At 62.8% G+C, this 21,614-nt stretch carries 20 protein-coding genes; 2 read left to right on the top strand and 18 right to left on the bottom strand.

The window, feature by feature from the left end:
* Positions 1 to 55: 55 nt before the first annotated feature.
* A complete protein-coding gene (locus JFU57_RS14725; RefSeq protein ID WP_020299022.1) occupies positions 56 to 361 on the bottom strand; it encodes a ribbon-helix-helix domain-containing protein in 306 nt (101 codons plus the stop codon).
* Between the two features lie 15 nt (positions 362 to 376).
* Positions 377 to 958, bottom strand: coding sequence for a DJ-1/PfpI family protein (locus tag JFU57_RS14720; protein WP_078470215.1), 582 nt, complete (start codon positions 956 to 958; stop codon positions 377 to 379).
* Positions 959 to 1,187: 229 nt separating this feature from the next.
* On the opposite strand from JFU57_RS14720, the gene JFU57_RS14715 reads away from it, so the two are divergent.
* Positions 1,188 to 2,087: a DMT family transporter gene (locus JFU57_RS14715; protein WP_201129793.1), complete on the top strand. Its 900-nt coding sequence runs from the start codon at positions 1,188 to 1,190 to the stop codon at positions 2,085 to 2,087.
* Positions 2,088 to 2,150: 63 nt separating this feature from the next.
* Here JFU57_RS14715 and JFU57_RS14710 read toward each other — a convergent pair whose 3' ends face one another.
* The 11 genes from JFU57_RS14710 to JFU57_RS14660 all read right to left on the bottom strand — a co-directional run bounded on the left by JFU57_RS14710 (position 2,151) and on the right by JFU57_RS14660 (position 13,324).
* The gene (locus JFU57_RS14710; protein WP_201129792.1) at positions 2,151 to 3,365 is read right to left on the bottom strand and encodes a class I SAM-dependent methyltransferase; all 1,215 of its coding nucleotides are present in this window, start codon (positions 3,363 to 3,365) and stop codon (positions 2,151 to 2,153) included.
* A 224-nt stretch (positions 3,366 to 3,589) separates the two neighbouring features.
* Entirely contained in the window at positions 3,590 to 5,044 is a 1,455-nt protein-coding gene (locus tag JFU57_RS14705) for an NAD(P)-binding domain-containing protein (RefSeq protein ID WP_201129790.1), read from the bottom strand.
* Positions 5,041 to 5,748: an ABC transporter ATP-binding protein gene (locus JFU57_RS14700; RefSeq protein ID WP_078470211.1), complete on the bottom strand. Its 708-nt coding sequence runs from the start codon at positions 5,746 to 5,748 to the stop codon at positions 5,041 to 5,043. The genes JFU57_RS14705 and JFU57_RS14700 overlap by 4 nt, the downstream gene beginning before the upstream one ends.
* Positions 5,745 to 6,497, bottom strand: a complete 753-nt coding sequence (locus tag JFU57_RS14695) for an ABC transporter ATP-binding protein (protein ID WP_078470210.1) — start codon at positions 6,495 to 6,497, stop codon at positions 5,745 to 5,747. Before JFU57_RS14695 ends, JFU57_RS14700 begins: the two co-directional genes overlap by 4 nt.
* Complete coding sequence (locus JFU57_RS14690) at positions 6,497 to 7,501, bottom strand: ABC transporter permease subunit (RefSeq protein ID WP_201129788.1); 1,005 nt, start codon at positions 7,499 to 7,501, stop codon at positions 6,497 to 6,499. The genes JFU57_RS14695 and JFU57_RS14690 overlap by 1 nt, the downstream gene beginning before the upstream one ends.
* The gene (locus tag JFU57_RS14685; RefSeq protein WP_078470208.1) at positions 7,494 to 8,453 is read right to left on the bottom strand and encodes a branched-chain amino acid ABC transporter permease; all 960 of its coding nucleotides are present in this window, start codon (positions 8,451 to 8,453) and stop codon (positions 7,494 to 7,496) included. The genes JFU57_RS14690 and JFU57_RS14685 overlap by 8 nt, the downstream gene beginning before the upstream one ends.
* A 57-nt stretch (positions 8,454 to 8,510) precedes the next feature.
* Positions 8,511 to 9,638, bottom strand: a complete 1,128-nt coding sequence (locus JFU57_RS14680; RefSeq protein ID WP_201129786.1) for an ABC transporter substrate-binding protein — start codon at positions 9,636 to 9,638, stop codon at positions 8,511 to 8,513.
* Positions 9,639 to 10,359: 721 nt separating this feature from the next.
* Complete coding sequence (locus tag JFU57_RS14675; protein ID WP_078470232.1) at positions 10,360 to 10,974, bottom strand: TPM domain-containing protein; 615 nt, start codon at positions 10,972 to 10,974, stop codon at positions 10,360 to 10,362.
* 29 nt (positions 10,975 to 11,003) lie between these two features.
* The gene (locus JFU57_RS33425; RefSeq protein ID WP_078470206.1) at positions 11,004 to 11,777 is read right to left on the bottom strand and encodes a TPM domain-containing protein; all 774 of its coding nucleotides are present in this window, start codon (positions 11,775 to 11,777) and stop codon (positions 11,004 to 11,006) included.
* 27 nt (positions 11,778 to 11,804) lie between these two features.
* Positions 11,805 to 12,716: a TPM domain-containing protein gene (locus JFU57_RS14665; RefSeq protein WP_201129784.1), complete on the bottom strand. Its 912-nt coding sequence runs from the start codon at positions 12,714 to 12,716 to the stop codon at positions 11,805 to 11,807.
* Entirely contained in the window at positions 12,716 to 13,324 is a 609-nt protein-coding gene (locus tag JFU57_RS14660; protein ID WP_078470204.1) for a LemA family protein, read from the bottom strand. Before JFU57_RS14660 ends, JFU57_RS14665 begins: the two co-directional genes overlap by 1 nt.
* Before the next feature lie 238 nt (positions 13,325 to 13,562).
* Here JFU57_RS14660 and bglX point away from each other — a divergent pair, with 238 nt between their 5' ends.
* Entirely contained in the window at positions 13,563 to 15,884 is a 2,322-nt protein-coding gene (bglX, locus tag JFU57_RS14655; RefSeq protein WP_078470203.1) for a beta-glucosidase BglX, read from the top strand.
* 103 nt (positions 15,885 to 15,987) lie between these two features.
* On the opposite strand, the gene JFU57_RS14650 is transcribed toward bglX, so the two are convergent.
* From JFU57_RS14650 to JFU57_RS14630, 5 genes are all read right to left on the bottom strand, one after another.
* The gene (locus JFU57_RS14650) at positions 15,988 to 17,145 is read right to left on the bottom strand and encodes a phospholipase D-like domain-containing protein (RefSeq protein WP_078470202.1); all 1,158 of its coding nucleotides are present in this window, start codon (positions 17,143 to 17,145) and stop codon (positions 15,988 to 15,990) included.
* 1 nt (position 17,146) lies between these two features.
* Positions 17,147 to 17,737: a YceI family protein gene (locus JFU57_RS14645; RefSeq protein WP_078470201.1), complete on the bottom strand. Its 591-nt coding sequence runs from the start codon at positions 17,735 to 17,737 to the stop codon at positions 17,147 to 17,149.
* Positions 17,738 to 17,908: 171 nt separating this feature from the next.
* Positions 17,909 to 18,679, bottom strand: a complete 771-nt coding sequence (locus JFU57_RS14640) for an IclR family transcriptional regulator (protein WP_201129782.1) — start codon at positions 18,677 to 18,679, stop codon at positions 17,909 to 17,911.
* A gap of 85 nt (positions 18,680 to 18,764) precedes the next feature.
* On the bottom strand, positions 18,765 to 20,231 hold the full coding sequence (locus tag JFU57_RS14635; protein ID WP_201132120.1) for an amidase: 1,467 nt from the start codon (positions 20,229 to 20,231) through the stop codon (positions 18,765 to 18,767).
* A complete protein-coding gene (locus tag JFU57_RS14630; protein ID WP_201129780.1) occupies positions 20,231 to 21,541 on the bottom strand; it encodes a citrate-proton symporter in 1,311 nt (436 codons plus the stop codon). Before JFU57_RS14630 ends, JFU57_RS14635 begins: the two co-directional genes overlap by 1 nt.
* Between the last annotated feature and the right edge of the window lie 73 nt (positions 21,542 to 21,614).

Below are 21,614 nucleotides of genomic sequence, written 5' to 3'. Positions count from 1 at the left end.
CCTCGTTCCACGGCAGCGGCTACAGGGCCGACACTAGGGGAAGCTGCGCCAGGTGTTACAGGGCGTTGCGCCGAACCACGCTGAGTTCCGGCGTGGCGCTGCGGCGCTGGCTGAGGTAGCGGGTGCAGCTGACGCGCAGGAAGGAGGCGAAGTTCACCACTTCACCGCGGTAGTCCATGACCTCTTCATACAGCTTGGCGATCAGTTGGTTGGTGGTCATGCCGTCTTCCCCGGCGATTTCGCTGAGGATGTCCCAGAACTGGTTTTCCAGGCGCAACGTGGTGACCACGCCGCAGATGCGCAGCGAGCGTGAACGGGATTCGTAGAGAATCGGATCGGCTTTGACGTACAGCTCGCACATGCGCAGGGCCCTCCGTTACAGGGTGATTCGGGTGCCCAGCAGGCCGAGGAAGCCCGCCAGCCAGCTTGGGTGCGCCGGCCAGGCCGGGGCGGTGACCAGATTGCCCTGAACGTGGCCCTCGGTCACGGGAATATCGATGTACGTACCGCCCGCCAGTCGCACTTCCGGGGCGCAGGCCGGGTACGCACTGCATTCGCGGCCTTCAAGCACACCAGCTGCCGCCAGCAGTTGCGCGCCATGGCACACCGCGGCGATGGGCTTGCCCGCCTGGTCGAATTCCCTGACCAGTTGCAGGACTTTTTCATTCAGCCGCAGGTATTCCGGAGCCCGTCCGCCAGGAATCAGCAGCGCGTCGTAATCGGCAGCCTGCACCTTGGCAAAATCGAAGTTCAAGGCAAACAGGTGACCCGGCTTCTCGCTATAGGTCTGGTCGCCCTCGAAATCATGGATCGCGGTGCGTACGGTCTGGCCGGCGTTTTTGTCCGGACACACGGCATGCACGGTATGCCCCACCATCAGTAGCGCCTGAAACGGCACCATCACTTCGTAGTCTTCGACGTAATCGCCGACCAGAATCAGGATCTTTTTAGCGGCCATGGGATGACTCCTTTTACAGAAACACGTGGGCAGAAAGAGTATTCAAGGTAGTCCTAATCTGCCGGCCCAGGTAATACGCGGGTACTACACGAGCAGCGGCAAGCTTCAAGCTTGTAGCTTGCCGCTGCCCCACCAACTGTACCTCCAAGTCTGTGCCCAGCTGTAACAGCGCCGCTTGGCGGCTTTATGGCTAGATACGCCCTGCCCTCCCCTTGATCTGGTTGCCCTTATGTCTTCCCGCGAAAACACCGGCATGGCCCTCGGCTTGCTGGGTGTCATCATTTTCAGCCTGACCCTGCCCTTTACCCGCATCGTGGTGCTGGAGATCCACCCGCTGCTCAATGGCCTGGGGCGGGCGCTGGTCGCGGCGATTCCGGCGGCGTTGCTGTTGCTGTGGCAGCGGGAGAAGTGGCCGACCTGGCGTCAGATCAAAGGCCTGAGTTTGGTGATCCTCGGGGTGATTCTGGGTTTTCCGGTGTTGTCGGCCTGGGCCATGCAGACTCTGCCCGCGTCCCACGGCGCACTGGTCAATGGCTTGCAACCGTTGTGCGTGGCGCTGTATGCGGCGTGGCTGTCCCATGAGCGGCCGTCGAAAGCCTTCTGGGCCTGCGCCGCCCTGGGCAGCGCGCTGGTGCTGGGGTATGCGTTGATCCGCGGCGCCGGGAGCATTCAGGCCGGCGATGTGTTGATGCTGGGGGCGATTGCCGTCGGCGGCCTGGGTTATGCCGAGGGCGGCCGCCTGGCCAAGGAGATGGGTGGCTGGCAGGTGATCTGCTGGGCCCTGGTGCTGTCGACGCCCCTGCTGATTGGCCCGGTGTGGTACCTCGCGATGCAGCATCAAGGGGCGATTTCCAGCCGCACCTGGTGGGCCTTTGGCTATGTGTCGCTGTTTTCGCAGTTCTTTGGTTTCTTCGCCTGGTACGCCGGATTGGCCATGGGCGGCATTGCCCGGGTCAGTCAGATCCAGCTGTTGCAGATCTTTTTCACCATCGCCTTTTCCGCGCTGTTTTTTGGCGAGCACATCGAACCGATCACCTGGGTGTTCGCAGTGGGCGTAATTCTGACCGTGATGCTCGGGCGCAAGACCAGCGTACGCCCGGCGCAACCCGCGCCGGCCCGGGCCCTGTAACCCCACACCATCCTGTAGCTGCTGCCGCCAGGTTGCGCTGGCCAACATAGACGCCGCGTTGGGTTACAGGTACCCATCCGCCTTGAGCAGGGTTTCCAGGCAGTGTTCGCTGATGTGGTAGAAGGCTTTGAGCTCTTCGATTTTCAACAGCAACTGGGCCGGGTCTGCGGGTTCGGCGCGTTTGACGGCGAGGATCATTTTGTTTTTGTTGGTGTGTTCCAGGGAGATGAATTCGAAGACTTTGGTTTCATAACCACAGGCCTCGAGGAACAGTGCGCGCAGGCTGTCGGTGACCATTTCTGCCTGCTGGCCCAGGTGCAGGCCGTATTGCAGCATCGGTTTGAGCAGCGCCGGGCTCTGGATCTGCAGGCGGATCTGTTTGTGGCAGCACGGCGAGCACATGATGATCGCCGCGCCGGAGCGGATCCCGGTGTGGATCGCGTAGTCGGTGGCGATATCGCAGGCATGCAGGGCAATCATCACGTCCAGCTCGCTGGGGGCCACACTGCGCACATCGCCGCACTTGAACACCAGCCCCGGATGCTCCAGGCGCGAGGCGGCGGTGTTGCACAGGGTGACCATGTCCTCACGCAGCTCGACCCCGGTGACTTCACCCGGCGCCTGCAAGGTGTTGCGCAGGTAATCGTGGATGGCAAAGGTCAGGTAGCCCTTGCCGGAACCGAAGTCCGCCACCCGCACCGGCTGCGCGAGATTGATCGGCGACGTGGCCAGGGCGTGGCTGAAGACTTCGATGAACTTGTTGATCTGCTTCCACTTGCGCGACATCGCCGGGATCAGCTCGTGCTGCTTGTTGGTCACCCCAAGATCAGCGAGAAACGGCCGGCTGAGGTCGAGAAAGCGATTCTTCTCGCGGTTGTGCTCGGCCGACGGTACTTCACGCTGCTGCTGGGGCTTGCCCTTGAACAGCGAACTCTTGCCCTTTTTGCTGTATTCCAGCTGCACTTCATCGGTCAGGGTCAGCAGGTGCGCGTTCTTGAACGAAGCCGGCAGCCACTCGCCAATCAACGCCGCGCCCTCCTCCAGGGAGAAGTTCTTGGTGATGTCCCGGGTCTTGTAGCGGTAGACGAAGGACAGGCACGGCTGCTCCTTGACCGTCAGTTGCTTGATGATGATGCGCTGCAAATCCGCTTCGTCGCCCACGTACTTGGCCAGCACCAGTTTGATAAAGGCGTTCTGCGCCAGGCTGGTGTCCAGCAAGGCCAGAAACTGGGCATGGTGATCCGGCGCCGGACGGGTGGAGGTTGCAGTGACAGACATGGGGACGGTGCCTCGGGCGATACGCGCGGTGATTCAAAAGTGGCGGGTATTTTAGTGGGGATGGCCCGTCGGGGCACGGAGTTATTGACCCAGCGGTGTTTTTTCCGCGAGCCGGGGCGCGATCAGGGCAGGCAATCGAGCCGCGCCCCCGCTGGCTATCGGTTGCCGAACGCTCGGCGCAACGGGCGACAAGGAATCGCCCGTTGCGCCTGGCAACCTGAGGCTTAAAGCGCCTTTTGAGCGCCTGATGCGGGGTGGAAATAAGGGGTGGGTTCCAGCTCCCATTCATTGTCCCAATCCACCAGCCGTTGCTGATACGCACTGAAACCCTCATGAAAAAGCTGGGCCACAATGTGCAGGGCAAGGCGTTCGGCGGCGGCGGAAATCGCCGGGATATCCGAGGCAATCGAACCAAAGCTCAGGCTCGCGGCGTGGTTGAGCAGGTGCACCCGGTTCAGTTCGGAAGCACCGTCGGCCAGTCCGCGCTCTTGCAGTTCAAACCCCGCCCCCAGCCACGGAAACAGGCCCAGGTGCGGCCGTTCGGAACCGGCAGTCGGTTCAAAGCGATCGCGCCACAGGGCCACGCGCCCGGCCACCTGGTCAAACAGCGGTTCACGGGCCAGGTCAACGCGAAAGCCGGTCCCGGCAATCAGGAAGTCCGCGTGATCGGTGCGCTCGGCCAAGGTCAGTTGCACCTGCCCGGCCACCTCGGACACGGCCTCGAACCGCGAGTCGAAATTAAGGGTAAAGCGCTCCCCCCCAGCCGCCAGGGTTCGCAGCACGGTCTCATGGGGCGGTGGCGGCGGCGTGTCGTCGAGGTAGGCCGAGACCGCCCACTTCTCCTGCGCGGCCAGCCCGTGCCAGCCCTCGATAAAGCCCGGATAAATATAGCCCCGGGCCTTGTTGATCTGCGGCAAATAACTGCGCCGGGCATACAGGGTGACCTGCGCCGCGCCGTGCTCCAGCGCTGTCGCGGCGTTGTCCCAGGCCGAGGAACCGGCACCGATCACCGCCACGCGACGCCCGGCCAGGGCGGCAAAGTCGATCGGGTCGCAGCTGTGGGCCGCGCGGGTTGGAAACAACCCCGGATCGATAAATCCAGGCAGGCTCGCGCCCCCCGCCCCCGAGCGCCCGGTGGCGATCACCAGGCGCCGGGCAATCAGGCTGCGCCCGTCCTCGTGCTGCAGGGTGACGGTCTGCGGCCCCACCGAAAAACGTCGGATCACCGCGTTGTGTTCGATCGGCAGGTCAAAGGCCTCGGCGATCCATTCGAGGTAGTCCTGCCACACCGCATTGGGAATCTTGTACAGCGCCTCCCAGGCCTCGGCGCTGTAGGTCGCTTCGTACCAGGCGCGGAAGGTCAGCGCGCGGATCCCGAAACTCAGCCCCGGCAGGTCTTTGGGCGAGCGCAGGGTCGGCATCCGCGCATAGGTGGTCCAGGGCCCGCTGCGGCCAGACGGCTGGCTGTCGAACAGGCGGATGTTGTGCACGCCCTTGAGGATCAGGGCCACAGCGGCGGCAATGCCAAACATGCCCGCGCCGATAATCGCGACATCGGGCAGGTCGAGTCCGTCAGGGCCCTTGCCCGCGGCCGTCCAGGCCGCACTGGGCAATTTCAGGTAGGCCAGTTCTTCACGCAGGCGGCTCGTGGCCAGGGCGTTGGACGTTGTGTGCGTCATGGGTGGTAATGACCTCCGAGGTAAGCGTCGACAATGCGTGGATCGGCGGCAATCTGCGCGGCCGGTCCTTCAAGCGTGATATGGCCGCCGTCCAGTACCGCCGCATAGTCGGCGACCCGCAACGCGGCCTTGGCATTCTGTTCCACCAGCAACACGGTGAGGCCGGTGGAGCGGATGTGCTGGATCAACCGAAAAATCTCCCCCACCACTTTAGGTGCCAGCCCCAATGAGGGCTCGTCCATCAGCAGAATCCGCGGCCGGCGCATCAATGCCCGGCCGATGCACAGCATCTGCTGCTCGCCGCCGGACAACGAGCCGGCCAGTTGGTGAAAGCGCTCGCCGATCACCGGAAACAGATCCAGCACCGATTCAGCCTCACGCATGCCATAAGGCCCACCGCCCACCAGCAGGTTTTCGCGCACGGTCATGTTGGAGAAAATCTGCCGCCCTTCCGGCGTCTGCAGAATCCCCTGCTGCACCCGTTTGTGGCTGGGCAGGCGGTTGATGTCCTGCCCATCGAACAGGATCTTGCCGGCACTGGCCTGGTAGATCCCGGAAATCGCGCGCATCAGTGTGGTCTTGCCCGCCCCGTTGGCCCCCAGTACGGCAATGATGCTGCGCTCGGGCACGGCCAGGCTGATGCCGTGCAGAATGTCGTGGGTGCCCAGGTTGATCTTCAAGCCCTGGATGTCGAGGATGTTCATTCCCAATCAGTCCCCAGATAGGATTCCAGGACCGCCGCGTCGCAGCGGATGGCCGCCGGCGGTCCATCGGCGATCTTTCTGCCGGAGGCGAGCACCAGAATCCGCTGACAGATCGACATCACCAGGTTCATGTCGTGCTCCACCAGCATCACGCTGAGCCCGCTGCCGTGCAGGCGCTGGATACAGGCCGCAAGCTCGGCGGTTTCGGTGTCGTTGAGCCCGGCTGCTGGCTCATCCAGGATCAACAGCTCAGGCTGCATCGCCAGGGCCCGGGCAATTTCCAGGTATTTGCGCTGGCCGTAGGAGAGATTGGCCGCCAGCTGGTTCGCCAGGTGCTGCAACCCCACCGACTCCAACGCCTGCCAGCTCTGCTCCGAGATCCGTCGGCGACGCTCGCCGCGGCCGAAAATGGTTTCGACCAGGCCCTGGCCGATCATCCCTGTGGCGCCGACCGAGACATTGTCGAACACGGTCATGTTGGGGAAGATCCGCAGGTTCTGGAACGTGCGCGACAAACCGAGCCGAGCGACCACATGGGGTGGCTTGCCGGTCACATCGCGGCCAGCGAAATGCACCGTGCCGGCACTGACCGGGACGAACCCGGTGATCAGGTTGAACAGGGTGGTCTTGCCGGCCCCGTTGGGGCCGATCAGCCCCAGCAACTCGCCCTTGGCCACATGCCCCGAGACGTTATCGATAGCGGTAAGCCCGCCGAATCGGCGAGTCAGTCCGTTGAATTCAAGGAGCATTATTTCCAGCCCACCTTTTTGCCCGCATCGGTTTTCCAGGCGCCGCCCAACAGTCCGCGCGCCAGGCTGATCGCCGGCACTTCACCGCACAGGCCCTTGGGCAGGAACAGGATGGAGAGGAACATGACGCTGCCGACAATGATGTTGCGCAAGTCGCCAAAGCCGCGCAGCGCTTCCGGCAGCAGGACCAGCAGCAGCGCGCCGATAATTGCCCCCGGCAGGCTACCCAGGCCGCCCACCACCACCATGGCCAGGATCAGGATGGTTTCCGAGAATTTGAAATCGTTTGGCGAGATATAGCCCGTGGTGTAGGCCCAGAGCGCGCCGGCAATCCCGGCAAAGAACGCCGCCACCGTGAACACCTGGGTCTTGAGCCGCACCGCATCGATGCCCATGGCCGCCGCGCATTGATCGTCTTCGCGCAGGGCACGCAGCGCGTTGCCGTAATAGGAGTAACTGAGGCGGTAGATGGCCCACACCGACAGCGATACCGTCACCGCCACCACGTAGTAGATGCCGGTGTTGTCGGTGATCTCCCAGCCAAACAGGTCCATGGGGGCAAACAGCGTGACCCCGTTCGGGCCGCCGGTGACCGGGACCCAGTTCATCAGGATGATGTTGATCATCTGCCCGATGGCCAGGGTCGCCACCGCAAAATAGATACTGACCAGGCGCATGGTGGGCAGCGCCACCAGCAGGGCGATCAACGCCGAGCCCAGGCCCGCCAGGGGCAGCGCCAACCAGAACGGCACGTGGTAGGCCACACCGGCCAGCGCCGCCAGGTAGGCGCCGACCCCGTAGAACGCTGCTTGCCCAAGGTGCAGCAGCCCGGTCACTCCCGACACCAGGTGCAGGGACGAGGCCAGCAGGATGAAGATCAACGCCAGGCTGGCGAGCTGGTAGTAATAGCCACCACCGTGAGCGTGCAGGGCCAGGGGCACGGCAACGAATACCAGCACCACCAGCGCGGCGATCACGGCGGCAGGAACAAAGCGCTCAGACACGTTCGCGCCCTCCGCCGAACAGGCCCCGGGGAAAGAAAATCAGGGTCAGGATCAGGAACAGGTACGGCACCATGTCCGCCCACGCCGAGGGCATGAAGGTGGTGGCCATGCTTTCTGAAACGCCGAGAATCAACGCGCAGATCACCGCGCCGGGGATCGACACCAGGCCGCCCATGACCATCGCCACGAATGCCTTGATGCCCGGGGCAAAACCCATCGAAGGAAACACCGAACCGTAATAGAGCCCCACCAGCAATCCGGCCACCGCGCCCATCAACGAACCCAGGACAAAGGTCGAGACGATGGTGCGGTCGACATTGATCCCACTGTATTTGGCACCCAGGGGGTTATTGGACACCGCGCGGATCGACAGGCCGATCCGGGTCTTTTTCAGCAGCAGTTGCAAGCCGATCAACATGCTGGCCGATACCGCGAAGATCACCACATCGCCACTGACGATGGTGATGCTGCCCAGGACAATCGGCGTATTGAGCATGTAGTTGAAGGGGACGGGCTGCATCTGCGAGCCCATGACCAGCTCCAGGCCCTCGCGCACGATGATCGACAGCGCCAGGGACGACATCAGCGTCGACTCGCGCATGGCCCTGGACTTCAGCGAGGCCTCGTCGGAAAAACGCCGGAACGGCTTGAACGCCAGCCGCTCCAGGCCGAACCCGAGCGCCGCGCCCACCGCGGCCACCAACAGCACCACGCCGGCCAGGGGCGGGGCGTAGGCACCGATGACGAACAGCCCGGCCACGGCGCCAATGGTGTAGACCTCGGAATGAGCGAAGTTCACCGCGTTCAGCACACCAAAGATCAGGGTGAAGCCAATAGCGACCAGCGCGTAGGTCATGCCTTGCGACAGGCCGATCACCAGTTGCTGGAAATAGTAGGAATCGATCACGGGAAACGCCTCGAACAGGTACGGCTTTATCGCCGACGCAGACACCTGCGCCGGCTCCTGGGTGTTTCCACACAGTTGAATGCAAGGATTGCAGGCGACCGATCAGTGCGCCGAGGGCTCGAATTTGCCGTTCACGACTTCAACCTTGACCAGGGACTTGTGTGGCTCGCGGTCAGCATCAAAGGTGGTGGAACCGGTGACCCCGGGAAAGTCCTTGGTCTCTGCCAGCGCCTGGCGCACCTTGTCGCGCGTGGCGTCAGGGTAGGTCCGCGCCACGGCGGCGAGCATGATGTTGGTGGCGTCGTAGGCCTGGGCCGGGAATTGTCCGGGCTCCTCGCCGTTGCGCACGGCCTTCCACGCGGTCACGAAGTGGCGCACGTTTTCCGCATCCACGGTTGGCAGGAAGGTCGAGGTCAGGCGCAAGCCATCGGCGTCTTTACCCGCCAGCTTGATCAGTTGCTCGTTGTAGGCCGCCGAACTGGAGAACACCGGGGCCTTGACCCCCAGTTGGTGCAGCTGCTTGAGAAACTGCGCCGCGTCCTCGTAGAAAATGGCGCCGTAGATGGCGTCGGGGTGCACCCGGTCGACCTTGGTGATCAGCGAACGAAAATCGGGAATGCCACGGTTGAAGTACTCGGAAAAGACCACCTCGATCCCGTTTTCCTTGGCCTTTTTCTCAAACGCCTGCACTGCTGACTGACCCCAGTCGGTCTGCTCGCCAATCACCGCGACCTTCTTGAAACCCTGGGACGCGATCCAGTCAGCGTTGAACGGCCCCTCCTGGTCCTGGTTGGTGATGTTGCGAAATTGCCACTTGGAGATTTTCGTGTAGTCGGGATGGGAAGCGGTCTGGGACAGTTGCGACAGACCGGCACGCTTGTACACCTGCGCCGAGGCCATCGACACCGTCGAGGTGAAATCCCCCAGGACCCCGACAATGCTCGGGTCGTCGGCGAACTTGCGGGCAATCGACACGGCCTCCTTGGCATCGGACCGCGAGTCTTCGAACACGATTTCAACTGGCACCGGGATCCGACCCGACGCGTTGAACTCCTTGAGGGCGATTTCAGCGGCGGCCTTGAAGTCCTGCCCGTATTGGGCGGTGTTGCCGGTCAATGGCAATTGATAGCCGATGCGCACGCTCGGCTGCGCGGCATGGGCCATGCTCGCCCCGGCCAACGCCAGCGCCAGGAGCGCCAGGCTCGATACGGCTTTTTTACGAATATTCATTAATCCCCCAAACCCTTAAGTTAAAAAACCGTCACAGACCGCAAACAGCAAGCACACAGCCACCTGGCCGCCATTGAAGAAACACTAAGTTCCCCGGCAGTTACCCGATACAAACACGTGATTAATCGACCTCGGCACACTCACTGCGAAGTTGCGCCGCCCTGGGCAACTTCAATAATAAGAAGACCGATCTGCAAGACACCCACTCCGAACTCGATGATTAATTCCCGGCTGCTCCCTGCCCTATCTTTAACCGATACGGACAACTCGGGTTCGAGTAGCGACAACCAGGAAAGGCCGCCGCGCAATGGATGGGTCCAACGGCGGCAACCGCTCAACGACGCCCTGCGTAGCACAGGATAACGACTACACTTATTCCGCTCTAATATTATTTTTTACTTTTATATTCAAATATCGAATAAGAAAAGATGTGTTTCCTGCTTGTTACAACACAGAAAAAAGTCGGCAGATATAGGTTTGAATCCAGGCCATGCTGGATGGCGACATTCAAATGAGGGAAGAAGTGCCTGAACTCGGGGACTACTATTTTTACTACTTTAGTCGTAATTAACGGCATTACACCGGCCTGAAAAGCATTGCACTTTTATCAGCCTGGCAACCGGCAACAGCCCGCCTGGCAGGAACTATTGCCGTTTAATCAATGCTTACTGCAAACAGCCCCCGACTACTACTTTCGAACCATTAACCACCGACAACCGATTCAACCCAGCACCACCAGGCGATTGGGCAGCTCATTACGCACCTGGGTCACCGGCACGTGGACCTTGAGCAATTCGCCGCAAGCGTCGATGCAGTTGATAAAGCCTTGCAAGGTCTGGCCCTGCTTCACCTGCTGAGTGAAGGCTGCCACCAGCGGCGCCCAGGTCTGGTCAGGCAGGCGCCGGGAGATTCCTTCATCTACCAGGATCTCCACGTAGCGCTCGGCCTCGCAGACGAAAATCAGCACCCCGGTGCTGCCCACGGTGTGGTGCAGGTTCTGTTCGAGAAATTGCCGGCGGGCCAGGTTCGACGCGCGCCAGTGGCGGACCGAGCGCGGGATCAGGCGGGTGGTGACCTTGGGAATGCGAAACACCAGGCACAGCACAATAAAGGTCGCCCATTGCGTCAGCAGCAAAGTGTAGGTGCCCATCCAGCCGAACAGGTGGATGACCCCGGGCACGATCAGCGCCAACAGGCTAGCCCAGAGCAGCGGAATATAGGCGTAATCATCAGCGCGGGCGGCGAGCACGGTCACCAGCTCGGCGTCGGTCTGCTGCTCGACCCGGGCAATCGCCTCGGCGACCTGCCGTTGTTCGTATTCACTCAGTAATGCCATGTCGTCCAATACTCGCTGATTATTGTTGGTTACCAACCGCCCGACGCGCCACCGCCGCCGAAGCTGCCGCCCCCGCCACTGAAACCGCCGCCGCTTGAGCCGCCACCCGAACCGCCGCTGAACCCGCCGCTGCTTGAGCCACCGCTGGAACCTCCTCGGCCACCGCCGCTGGGCAAGATCCCGAGGAACTGCAAAACCATCAGTGCGAGGATAAACAGCATCACCAGGAAGATGAAAAAGAACGAGTGCCGCTCGACAAAATCCTTGTCACTGACGCCGTCATCGGAGCCCGAGTCATAGGCCGTGCTCGCCTGCTCCAGCGGCGTACCGCCCAGCACCAGCAACATGGCGGCTACACCGTCCTTGATGCCTTTGCTGAAGTCGCCGGCCTTGAACGCGGGCGTGATCACCTGGTTGATGATCACCGAGGCCTGCGCGTCCGTCAGCCGGTCCTCCAGGCCGTAGCCCACCTCGATGCGCAGCTTGCGTTCGTCGCGGGCCACGATCAGCAGCGCGCCGTTGTTCTTGTCCTTCTGGCCGATGCCCCAATGGCGCCCCAGCAAGTAGCCAAAGTCCTCGATCCGGGCGCCCTGCAGGTTGGGCACAGTCACCACCACCAACTGCTCGCGGGTGGCCTGTTCGTGGGCTTGCAGCTCCTGGGTCAGGAACGCTCGAACCGCCGGCTCGATCAGTTGCGCGTCGTCCACCACCCGACCGCTCAACTCCGGGAACTTCAGCTCGGCCCGGGCCGTCACCGCCAGTACCCAGAGCAACAGCACCAGGCTCACTTTAATTGCTCGCATCAGCACCTCGTCCTTTCGTGATCGCCGTTACCAACTGCCGGACGCTCCGCCACCGCCAAAACTGCCGCCGCCGGAGCGCAGGCTGTCGCCGCTGTCGCTGGAACCTGCCGAACCGCTTGAGCCCTCATAGCTGCCCGTACTGGCAGAAGCGCTGTCACGGCTGCTGCTGTTCGAAGAACGCCTGGAGACGCCCGGTTGATACTTGCCCCGGACAAACTCGATATTCACCACCTGACGCAACAACAGAAACAGCAACCCGAGGACCACCGCCAGCAAGCCAAAGAGGAAAAAATCCTCGCGGCGCTCGCTCTTGAGCTGCTCCTGGTAGGTTTCGACCCTGGCCACCGCTGGCCGACGCAAGGTGTCCAGAATAGCCTGGGTCCCGTTGATGATCCCCTGGGCGAACTCGCCCCGGGCAAAGTCCTGACCCATGCCGGCAATAATCTGCGAAGCCAGGGCATCGGTCAGCAGGCCCTCAAGCCCGTAGCCCACCTCGATGCGCATCTTGCGCTCGGCGCGGGCGACGATCAGCAGCACGCCATTGTTCAGGTCCCGCTGGCCAAGGCCCCAATGCCGCCCCAGTTGCACGCCGAACGCTTCAATGCTGTTGCCGCGCAGGCTGTCGAGGGTGACCACCACCACTTGGTCGCCGGTGCGCTGTTCATGGGCCGCGAGCAACGGCGTCAGGTAGCGGATGCTGGTGGAGCCGAGCATGCCTGCGCCATCCACCACCCGCCCGCTCAACTCGGGAAACAGGCTTTCCAGGGGCGCAGGCGTTTCATCCCGTGGCGCCGGCTCGGGCACCGGTTCAGGAGCGGCCTTGCGCAAATACAGCCCCGGTTTTTTGGCCGGGGCCTCAGGTTCGGCAGCGATTGCACCACTGGTCAGCAGCGCCAGCGCCAGCAGCACACCGTGCAGCACGCGCGGCAAGCGGCCCATCAGAATTTGACTTGCGGTGCCTTGTCGGCGTCGGGGCTGGTGGCCTCAAAGGTTTCACGAATCGGCAGGTCGCTGTACATCATGCTGTGCCACAGGCGGCCGGGGAATGTACGGATCTCGGTGTTGTACTTCTGCACCGCCAGGATGAAGTCGCGACGGGCCACGGCAATGCGGTTTTCCGTGCCTTCGAGCTGGGATTGCAGGGCCAGGAAGTTCTGGTTGGCCTTGAGATCCGGGTAGCGCTCGGAGACCACCATCAGCCGGCTGAGTGCACCGCTCAACTGATCCTGGGCCTGCTGGAATTGCTTGAGTTTTTCCGGGTTGTCCAGGGTCGAGGCATCGACCTGGATCGAGGTTGCCTTGGATCGCGCCTCGATCACCGCGGTCAGGGTGTCTTCCTCGTGCTTGGCGTAACCCTTGACGGTCTCCACCAGGTTGGGAATCAGGTCGGCGCGACGCTGGTACTGGTTCTGCACCTGGCCCCAGTCGGCTTTTACCTGCTCATCGAGGGTCGGAATGTTGTTGATGCCGCAGCCACTGAGCAGGCTGGAGAGCAGCAACAAGACGGCGACGGGCCAGGTCGAACGCAGGCGTTGGGTGATGTTCATGGGTGGGGCTCCTTGCACAACCTGATTGAGATGAAGCTTTTGCCCGGTTTCACACATCCTGTGGGCAAAAACTGCCTGCGCCACTGGAATGCATCGGGCTGATGGGCTAAAAGATGCCCAGCGCAAAAAAGAGTTCAGAAGTGTGCGGTATTTATCCGAACAACAATAGGCGCTCCCTAAATTTCGGCTGTTCGACCCGTCTCACCGGTGTCGGCTTTAGCCCTTGAGAACAATATTCATGAAGAAGCTGTGTTTGCTGGGCCTGTTGATCAGCCTGGCCAGTCACCCCGTATTGGCCGCGACCTCGGTGGCCACCGTGCAAAACCAGCCGGCCCAGGGCGCGGCCTTGCAAGACAAGGACGCCTTTGTCGCCAACCTGCTACAGCAGATGACCCTCGACGAAAAGATCGGCCAGTTGCGCCTGATCAGCATCGGCCCGGAAATGCCTCGCGAGCTGATCCGCAAGGAAATCGCCGCCGGCCGTATCGGTGGCACGTTCAACTCCATCACCCGCCCGGAAAACCGGCCGATGCAAGACGCAGCCATGCGCAGCCGGCTGAAGATCCCGATGTTCTTCGCCTATGACGTGATCCACGGCCACCGGACCATCTTCCCCATCAGCCTGGCCCTGGCCTCGAGCTGGGACATGGAGGCCATTGGCCTGTCCGGGCGCATTGCCGCCCAGGAAGCCAGCGCCGACAGCCTGGACATCACCTTCGCGCCGATGGTCGATATCTCCCGCGACCCGCGCTGGGGCCGGACTTCCGAAGGCTTCGGCGAAGACACCTACCTGGTCTCGCGCATTGCCAAGGTGATGGTCAAGGCCTACCAGGGCGTGAGCCCGAACGCCGCCGACAGCATCATGGCCAGCGTCAAGCACTTCGCCCTGTACGGCGCGGTGGAAGGTGGGCGCGACTACAACATCGTCGACATGAGCCCGGTCAAGATGTACCAGGACTACCTGCCGCCGTACCGTGCCGCGATCGACGCCGGGGCCGGTGGGGTGATGGTCGCGCTGAACTCGATCAACGGCGTGCCGGCCACTTCCAACATGTGGCTGATGCAGGACCTGTTGCGCAAGGAATGGGGCTTCAAGGGCCTGGCGGTCAGCGACCACGGCGCGATCATCGAACTGATCCGCCACGGCGTGGCCAAGGACGGACGTGAAGCCGCGAAGCTGGCGATCAAGGCCGGTATCGACATGAGCATGAATGACTCGCTGTACGGCAAGGAACTGCCGGGGCTGCTCAAGTCCGGGGAAATCGCCCAGAGCGATATCGACAACGCGGTGCGCGAGGTGCTCGGCGCCAAGTACGACATGGGCCTGTTCAAGGACCCGTACCTGCGCATCGGCAAGGCCGAGGATGACCCGGCCGACACCAATGCCGAAAGCCGCCTGCACCGCAGCGAAGCCCGTGATGTGGCTCGCCGCAGCCTGGTGCTGCTGAAGAACCGCAACGAAACCCTGCCCCTGGCCAAGACCGCAAAAATCGCCCTGGTCGGCCCGCTGGCCAAGGCGCCGATCGACATGATGGGCAGCTGGGCCGCCGCTGGCGTGCCGGCACAATCGGTGACCCTGTTCGACGGCATGAGCCGCGCCCTGGGCGACAAGGCGACCCTGACCTACGCTCGCGGCTCGAACATCACCGCCGACAAGAAGGTGGTCGACTACCTCAACTTCCTCAACTTCGACGCACCGGAAGTGGTGGACGATCCACGCTCGGCGCAACAGATGATCGACGAAGCGGTGAAAGCCGCCCAGGCCTCGGACGTGGTCGTAGCCGCCGTGGGCGAGTCGCGGGGCATGTCCCACGAATCGTCGAGCCGCACCGACCTGCACATTCCGGCCAGCCAGCGTGAGCTGATCAAGGCCCTCAAGGCCACCGGCAAACCCCTGGTGCTGGTGCTGATGAACGGCCGTCCGCTGTCGTTGCTGGATGAAAACGAACAGGCCGACGCGATCCTGGAAACCTGGTTCAGCGGCACCGAAGGCGGCAATGCGATTGCCGACGTGCTATTCGGCGACTACAACCCGTCGGGCAAGCTGCCGATCACCTTCCCGCGCTCGGTCGGACAGATCCCGACCTACTACAACCACCTGACCATCGGCCGGCCGTTTACCCCAGGCAAGCCGGGCAACTACACCTCGCAGTATTTCGATGACACCACCGGGCCGCTGTTCCCGTTCGGCTATGGCCTGAGCTACACCAGCTTCAGCCTGTCGGACATGGCCTTGTCCTCCACCACCCTGAACAAGAGCGGCAAGCTCGACGCCAGCGTGACGGTGAAAAACAACGGCAAGCGCGACGGTGAGACCGTGGTGCAGCTGTATATCCAGGACGTGGCGGGATCGATGATCCGGCCGATCAAGGAACTGAAGAACTTCCAGAAAATCATGCTCAAGGCCGGTGAAGAGAAAGCCATTCACTTCACCATCACCGAGGACGACCTGAAGTTCTACAACGCCCAACTCAAGTACGCGGCCGAACCGGGTGACTTCAACGTGCAGATCGGCCTGGACTCACAGGACGTCAAACAACAGAGCTTCGAACTGCTCTGACTCTGTAGCCGCTGCCGCCAGGCTCGGGCCGCGTTCGGACGCTGGCCCGAAAGGGCGCCGCGATAATCCGGAGTGGGCACCGTGTTATTCGCAGGCAACGTGCTCAACTCCGACGATTGAGCATATTGACCACCAGCCGGTCGACCCAGCCCCAGATGCGTTGCTTGATACGGCGCCATAGCGGTCGCTGCTTCCAGGCTTCGAGGCTGACTTCCTGGCTCTGGGCAAAGTCGGCCTCGAAACTCGCGGTCACCGCCCCGGTCAGTGGCGGGTCCAGGGCCTCGAGGTTGGCTTCCAGGTTGAAGCGCAGGTTCCAGTGGTCGAAGTTGCAGGAACCAATGCTCACCCAGTCATCCACCAGCACCATCTTCAGGTGCAGGAAACACGGCTGATACTCGAAAATCTTCACCCCCGCCTTGAGCAACCTCGGGTAGTAGCGATGCCCGGCGTAGCGCACCGAAGGGTGATCAGTCCGTGGCCCGGTCAGCAGCAGCCGCACGTCGACACCCCGCGCCGCCGCCCGCCGCAACGAACGGCGCACCGACCAGGTCGGCAGGAAATACGGAGTCGCCAGCCAGATCCGCCGCTGGCCGCTGTTCAGGGCACGAATCAACGAATGCAAAATATCCCGATGCTGACGGGCATCGGCGTAGGCCACCCGGCCCATGCCCTCGCCCTGCGCCGGGACTTTCGGCAAGCGCTGCAAACCGAAATTCGCGGCGGGTTTCCAGGCCGTGCGGTGGGGGTTGGCGAGCCACTGTCGATCGAACAGGATCTGCCAGTCGAGCACCAACGGGCCGACGATCTCGACCATGACTTCATGCCACTCGCTGTGGTCGGCCTCCGGGTCCCAGAACTCATCGGTGACCCCGGTGCCGCCCACCACTGCCAGGGACTGGTCGACCAGCAGCAGCTTGCGGTGATCGCGATACAGGTTGCGGCCACCCCGGCGCCAGCTCAGGCGATTGTAGAAACGCAACTCGACCCCGGCCCCGGTCAGGCGCTGACGCAAGCGCAGGGTAAAGGCCAGGCTGCCGTAGTCATCGAACAGGCAGCGCACCCGAACCCCACGTTCGGCGGCGTGCACCAGGGCCTGGACCATGGCTTCGGCGCAGGCCCCCGCTTCCACCAGGTACAGCTCCAGCTCGACCTGCTCGGTGGCACGATCGATGGCCGCCAGCATCCGCGGAAAGAAACGCGGGCCGTCGATCAGCAACTCGAAACGGTTGCCTTCACGCCAGGGAAACACCGCGCCGACCATGTCAGCGCGCCGTGAAGATCAGTACCGCACCCACCGGTACCGACAAACTGATGGCCGACAAGCCCGCGGCCTTGCGCAAGGTTTCGACGCCCGGCGCCAGCTTGAAGTCTTCGGCATCGAGCACCAGCGGCTCCAGGGTCACCACCTGAAACCGCCGATCATCCAGGCGCGTCGCCAGCAACTCGGCGTTGTAGGTGTGCTGCTGGCCATGCAAGTCGACGGTCACCGGCAGCAGCAGCTCGATCTGCGCCCCGGGCGCCAGGTCCTTGATCGGTTGCAGATTGAGCTGGGCGCTGATCGCCGCTTCGGGGTAGGCCTTGATCTCGAACAGCTCTTTGCGCACGCGCTCGTCGCGCAGCGGGATGGCGCTGTTGACCGACTCCAGCTCGACCTGCAACTGGGCCTTGCCCTGTTCATCGACCTTGCCGTGCAGCACGAGAAAGCGCTGCACCTCGGCAATACTGGAGTTCTTGGTGCTGACGAACGACAGGCGGGAAGACTCGTTATCCAGGTACCAGTCGGCGTGGGCCGGCACGGCCGCGCACGCCATTAGCAGCAAGGCCAGGGCTTTGGGGAAGGACGGGTTGAACATAAACACTCATGGGCAGATAAACCTGAGCCGAACCTTAGCCTGCTTGAATGGCCTTGCAAACAGCAGAATGCTTCCCGTGCCCTGGCAGCGAGCATTGATGCGCAAACGCAGACCCAAGCGGCTTCTTTTCGAACAGACCGGCAGCCCTCCAGTGCACGCACTCACCGGCGCTCAGGCCAATACCCGTTGCACATCGTCAACGGTGGCCGCGAGGCTGGCCATGTGCAAGCTCAACACCCGCTCCACCGGTGCCTGATCCATCGGCCAATGCAGGGCCATACTGCCCACCAGCCGACCTTCGGCCCAAATCGGAAGCGCCACCGCGCGAATCAGGAACGGCAGGCGCACCGGGTACTCCCAATAACCTTCGGTACGCTGGCCAAACCCCTGGTGCTGCGACTGCTCGCAGGCCTGGTACTGATCTTCCAGGGGCACTTGCTCGCGGGCAGCAAGGCGTTCGACTTGCTGCGGCTCCAGTTCGGCCAGGCAGGCCTTGCCCATGGCCGAATGAAACAGGCTCGAATAATGCCCGACGATCTGACAGTTGTTCGGGTAGCGCTTGCGCAACACCGTCGGAATCGAGCTTTCCATGACCTCCAGCCGCTCGCCGTCAAAACACGACAGGTCAGTCACCAGGCCGGTGCGCTCGCTCAGCTCCTGCAACCAGGGCGCGGCCTGCTCCACCATGTGCCGCTTGAAACGCAGCTGGCTGTCACCAAACAGGCGCTTGGCGCTCAGTCGGTAACGCCGGTCGCTGAGCCCACGATAGATCCAGCCTTGCTCCTGCAAGGTCAACAACATGCGCGAAGCGGTGGCCTTGGGCAGCCCGGTCAGGTAGTGCAGCTCTTCAAGCCCCAGGGCCTGATGCAGCCCCAGCAGTTCGAGGATCGCCAAGGCGCGCTCGACCGAACGTACGCTACCGCTTTCTACCTTGCTGGCCATGTTCGGACCTCCCTGGAACCTGATAGGTAAGCCATTGATGCAGCAAGATGCGGGCCCACCGAGCGGCGTGGGCCGTGCGCTGCGGTTACAGCAGATTGCCAGGCCGGCGACGCTGGACCCAGCGGGTCAGTTGTTCATGGGCGAACGCCAGTTGCAGCACCGCACGATCAGCCTGGGCCGGGCCGATGATCTGCATGCCCATGGGCAATCCGGCCGAATTGAAGCCTATCGGCACGCTGATACTCGGCAAGCCGGCCAGGGTCGGGCCGATCACCACCTCCATCCAACGGTGGTAAGTGTCCATGGGCTGCCCCCCGACGACGCTCGGCCATGGCTGGCGTGCATCGAAAGGGAACACTTGGGCCGAGGGCAGCAATAGAAAATCGTAACGCTCGAACAAATGGCTCAAGGCCCGGTACCAGTCACTGCGGGTCTGCGAGGCCTGGTAAACCTCAGCCCCGCTCAAGGCCATGGCACCTTCGATCTCCCATTGCGCCTCAGGCTTGAGCCGCTCGCGCTTCGCCGGGTCGGCATACAACGCCCCGATCGAACCCTGGACCAACCAATGGCGATGCACCAGCCAGCACTGCCAAAGCTGCGCCATGGAAAAAGCCGGCTGACAGGCCTCGACCTCGCACCCCAGCTCGGCAAAATCCGCCAAGGCCGTTTCACACAGACCCAGGACGCCATCGTCCATGGCCAGATACCCCTGGTAGTCACCCAGCCAACCCAGGCGCGCGCCGTCGAAATCACGAGTCAACGGCTGACTGAACACACTGGCGTCTTCCTTGAGCGACAGCGGTACCCGTGGGTCGAACCCGGCCTGGGTACCGAGCAAGCGGGCGAGATCAGACACACTGCGCGCCATCGGTCCCTCGGTGGACAGTTGCTGCACGAACAGCTCCGGCGCCGGGCCGTGGGGGACTCGACCGTGGGACGGGCGCAGGCCGAAGACATTATTGAAGGCCGCCGGGTTGCGCAGCGAACCCATCATGTCGCTGCCATCGGCCACCGGCAGCATGCGCATGGCCAGGGCCACCGCCGCCCCGCCGCTGCTGCCGCCGGCACTGAGCGTCGGATCGTAGGCGTTGCCGGTGGTGCCGAACAGCGGGTTGTAGGTGTGCGAACCCAAACCGAATTCCGGCACGTTGCTCTTGCCCACCAACAGCGCCCCGCTCGCCCGTACCCGTTCGACACTGATGGCGTCATGGGCAGGAATCTGCTCGGCGAACAGCGGCGAACCCAGGCTGGTGCGCAGCCCAGCGGTCGCCGCCAGGTCCTTGATCGCCTGGGGCATGCCGTGCATCCAGCCCAGGGATTGGCCCCGAGCCAACTGCCGATCGCGCTGATCGGCTTCGGCCAGCAGCACCTGCGGCTCACGCAAGGACACCAGGGCATTGACCTGCGGGTTGAAGCGTTCGATCTGTGCCAGATAGGCCAGCATCACCTCGCGACAGGAAACCTGCCGGGCATGAATCGCCTGCGACAGCGCCAGGGCGTCCAGCTCGACGATCGGGTTGTGCCAGGGTCCAGGGTGCTCGGTGGTCTTGATCAAGGTTCGACTCCATAGGTCATTACGCCGGGTTTCTTTACCCTGGGGGTTTCCTGCAGGCAATAGGTGCCCAACAAGGTCAGCAGGCAGGCGAACAGCACATAGAAAGCCGGCGCCACCGGCGTGCCCAGGACCTTGCTGAGCCAGGTCACGATCAACGGCGCGAACCCGCCAAAGACCATGACCGCCACGTTATAGGCCACCGATACGCCCGTGGACCGCACCTCCACCGGAAACTGCTCGGCCAGGGCGGTCGGCGCCGGTCCGAAGAACCCGCCAATCGCGGTGCACAGCAGCACCTGCATCACCAGCAAGCGCTCGATCGACGGCGCCGCGGCCACCCACACATACAACGGATACACCATGACAAAAAACGCCAGGCTGAAGGCCAGCAATACCGGGCGCCGACCAAGGCGGTCCGACAGGGCACCGGACAGCGGAATCACCACGGTCATCAGCGCCACCGCCAACATCTGCACCAGCAGCACCTGGTCCAGCGGCAAGCCGAGGTTCTTGTGGGCAAAGGTCGGCATGTTGACCAGCACCACATAGAAGGACACGGTCGAGCCACAGCACAGGCCCATGGATACCAGGATGCTGCGCCGATGATCACGCACTACCTGCATCAGGGTCGGCCCTTTGCCGCGCACTTGCCTGCGCGCCTCGATAAAGGCTTGCGGCTCGTCCATGTGCTTGCGGATCCACAACCCCACCGGGCCGATCAGCAGGCCGATCAGGAACGGCAGGCGCCAGCCCCAGAGGTCGAGTACCTCGGGCGAGAACAAACGGGTCACCAGCGCCACCATCGCCGCGCCACCGAACACCGCGAGGCATTGCCCCACCAGTTGCCATGAACCGTACAGGCCCTTGCGATGCGCCGGCGCACTCTCCACCAGAAACGCCGTGGCGCTGGCATATTCGCCGCCGGTGGCAAACCCCTGGAGCATGCGCGCGACCACGATCAACAGCGGCGCCCCCATGCCGATGGCGGCGTAGTTGGGTGCAAAGGCAATCAGGGCAATGGACACGGTCATCAACAGGATGATCAGTTGCATCGCCGCCTTGCGCCCCTTGCGATCCGAATAGATGCCCAGGAGGATGCCGCCCACCGGGCGCATGAAGAAGCCGACACCGAAGGTCGCCAGGGCCATCAGCAGCGAGGCGTACTCATCTTCGGCGGGGAAAAACTGGCGGGCGATGATGCTGGCCAGAAAGCCGTAAACGATAAAGTCGTACCATTCCAGGGCGTTGCCGATCACGGCGGCAACCACCTGCCGGGTACGGGAAACGCTGACTGTCGAAGTGCTCATCGGGACGTTCCTTCAATGCTCGTGGGTCATGCAACCCAATCGGGAAGTGCCGGGCACTGGCAGGCACCCGGGT

Source organism: Pseudomonas sp. TH07, from assembly GCF_016651285.1.
GTDB lineage: Bacteria > Pseudomonadota > Gammaproteobacteria > Pseudomonadales > Pseudomonadaceae > Aquipseudomonas.
This window is presented reverse-complemented; position numbering and strand designations above follow the sequence as displayed.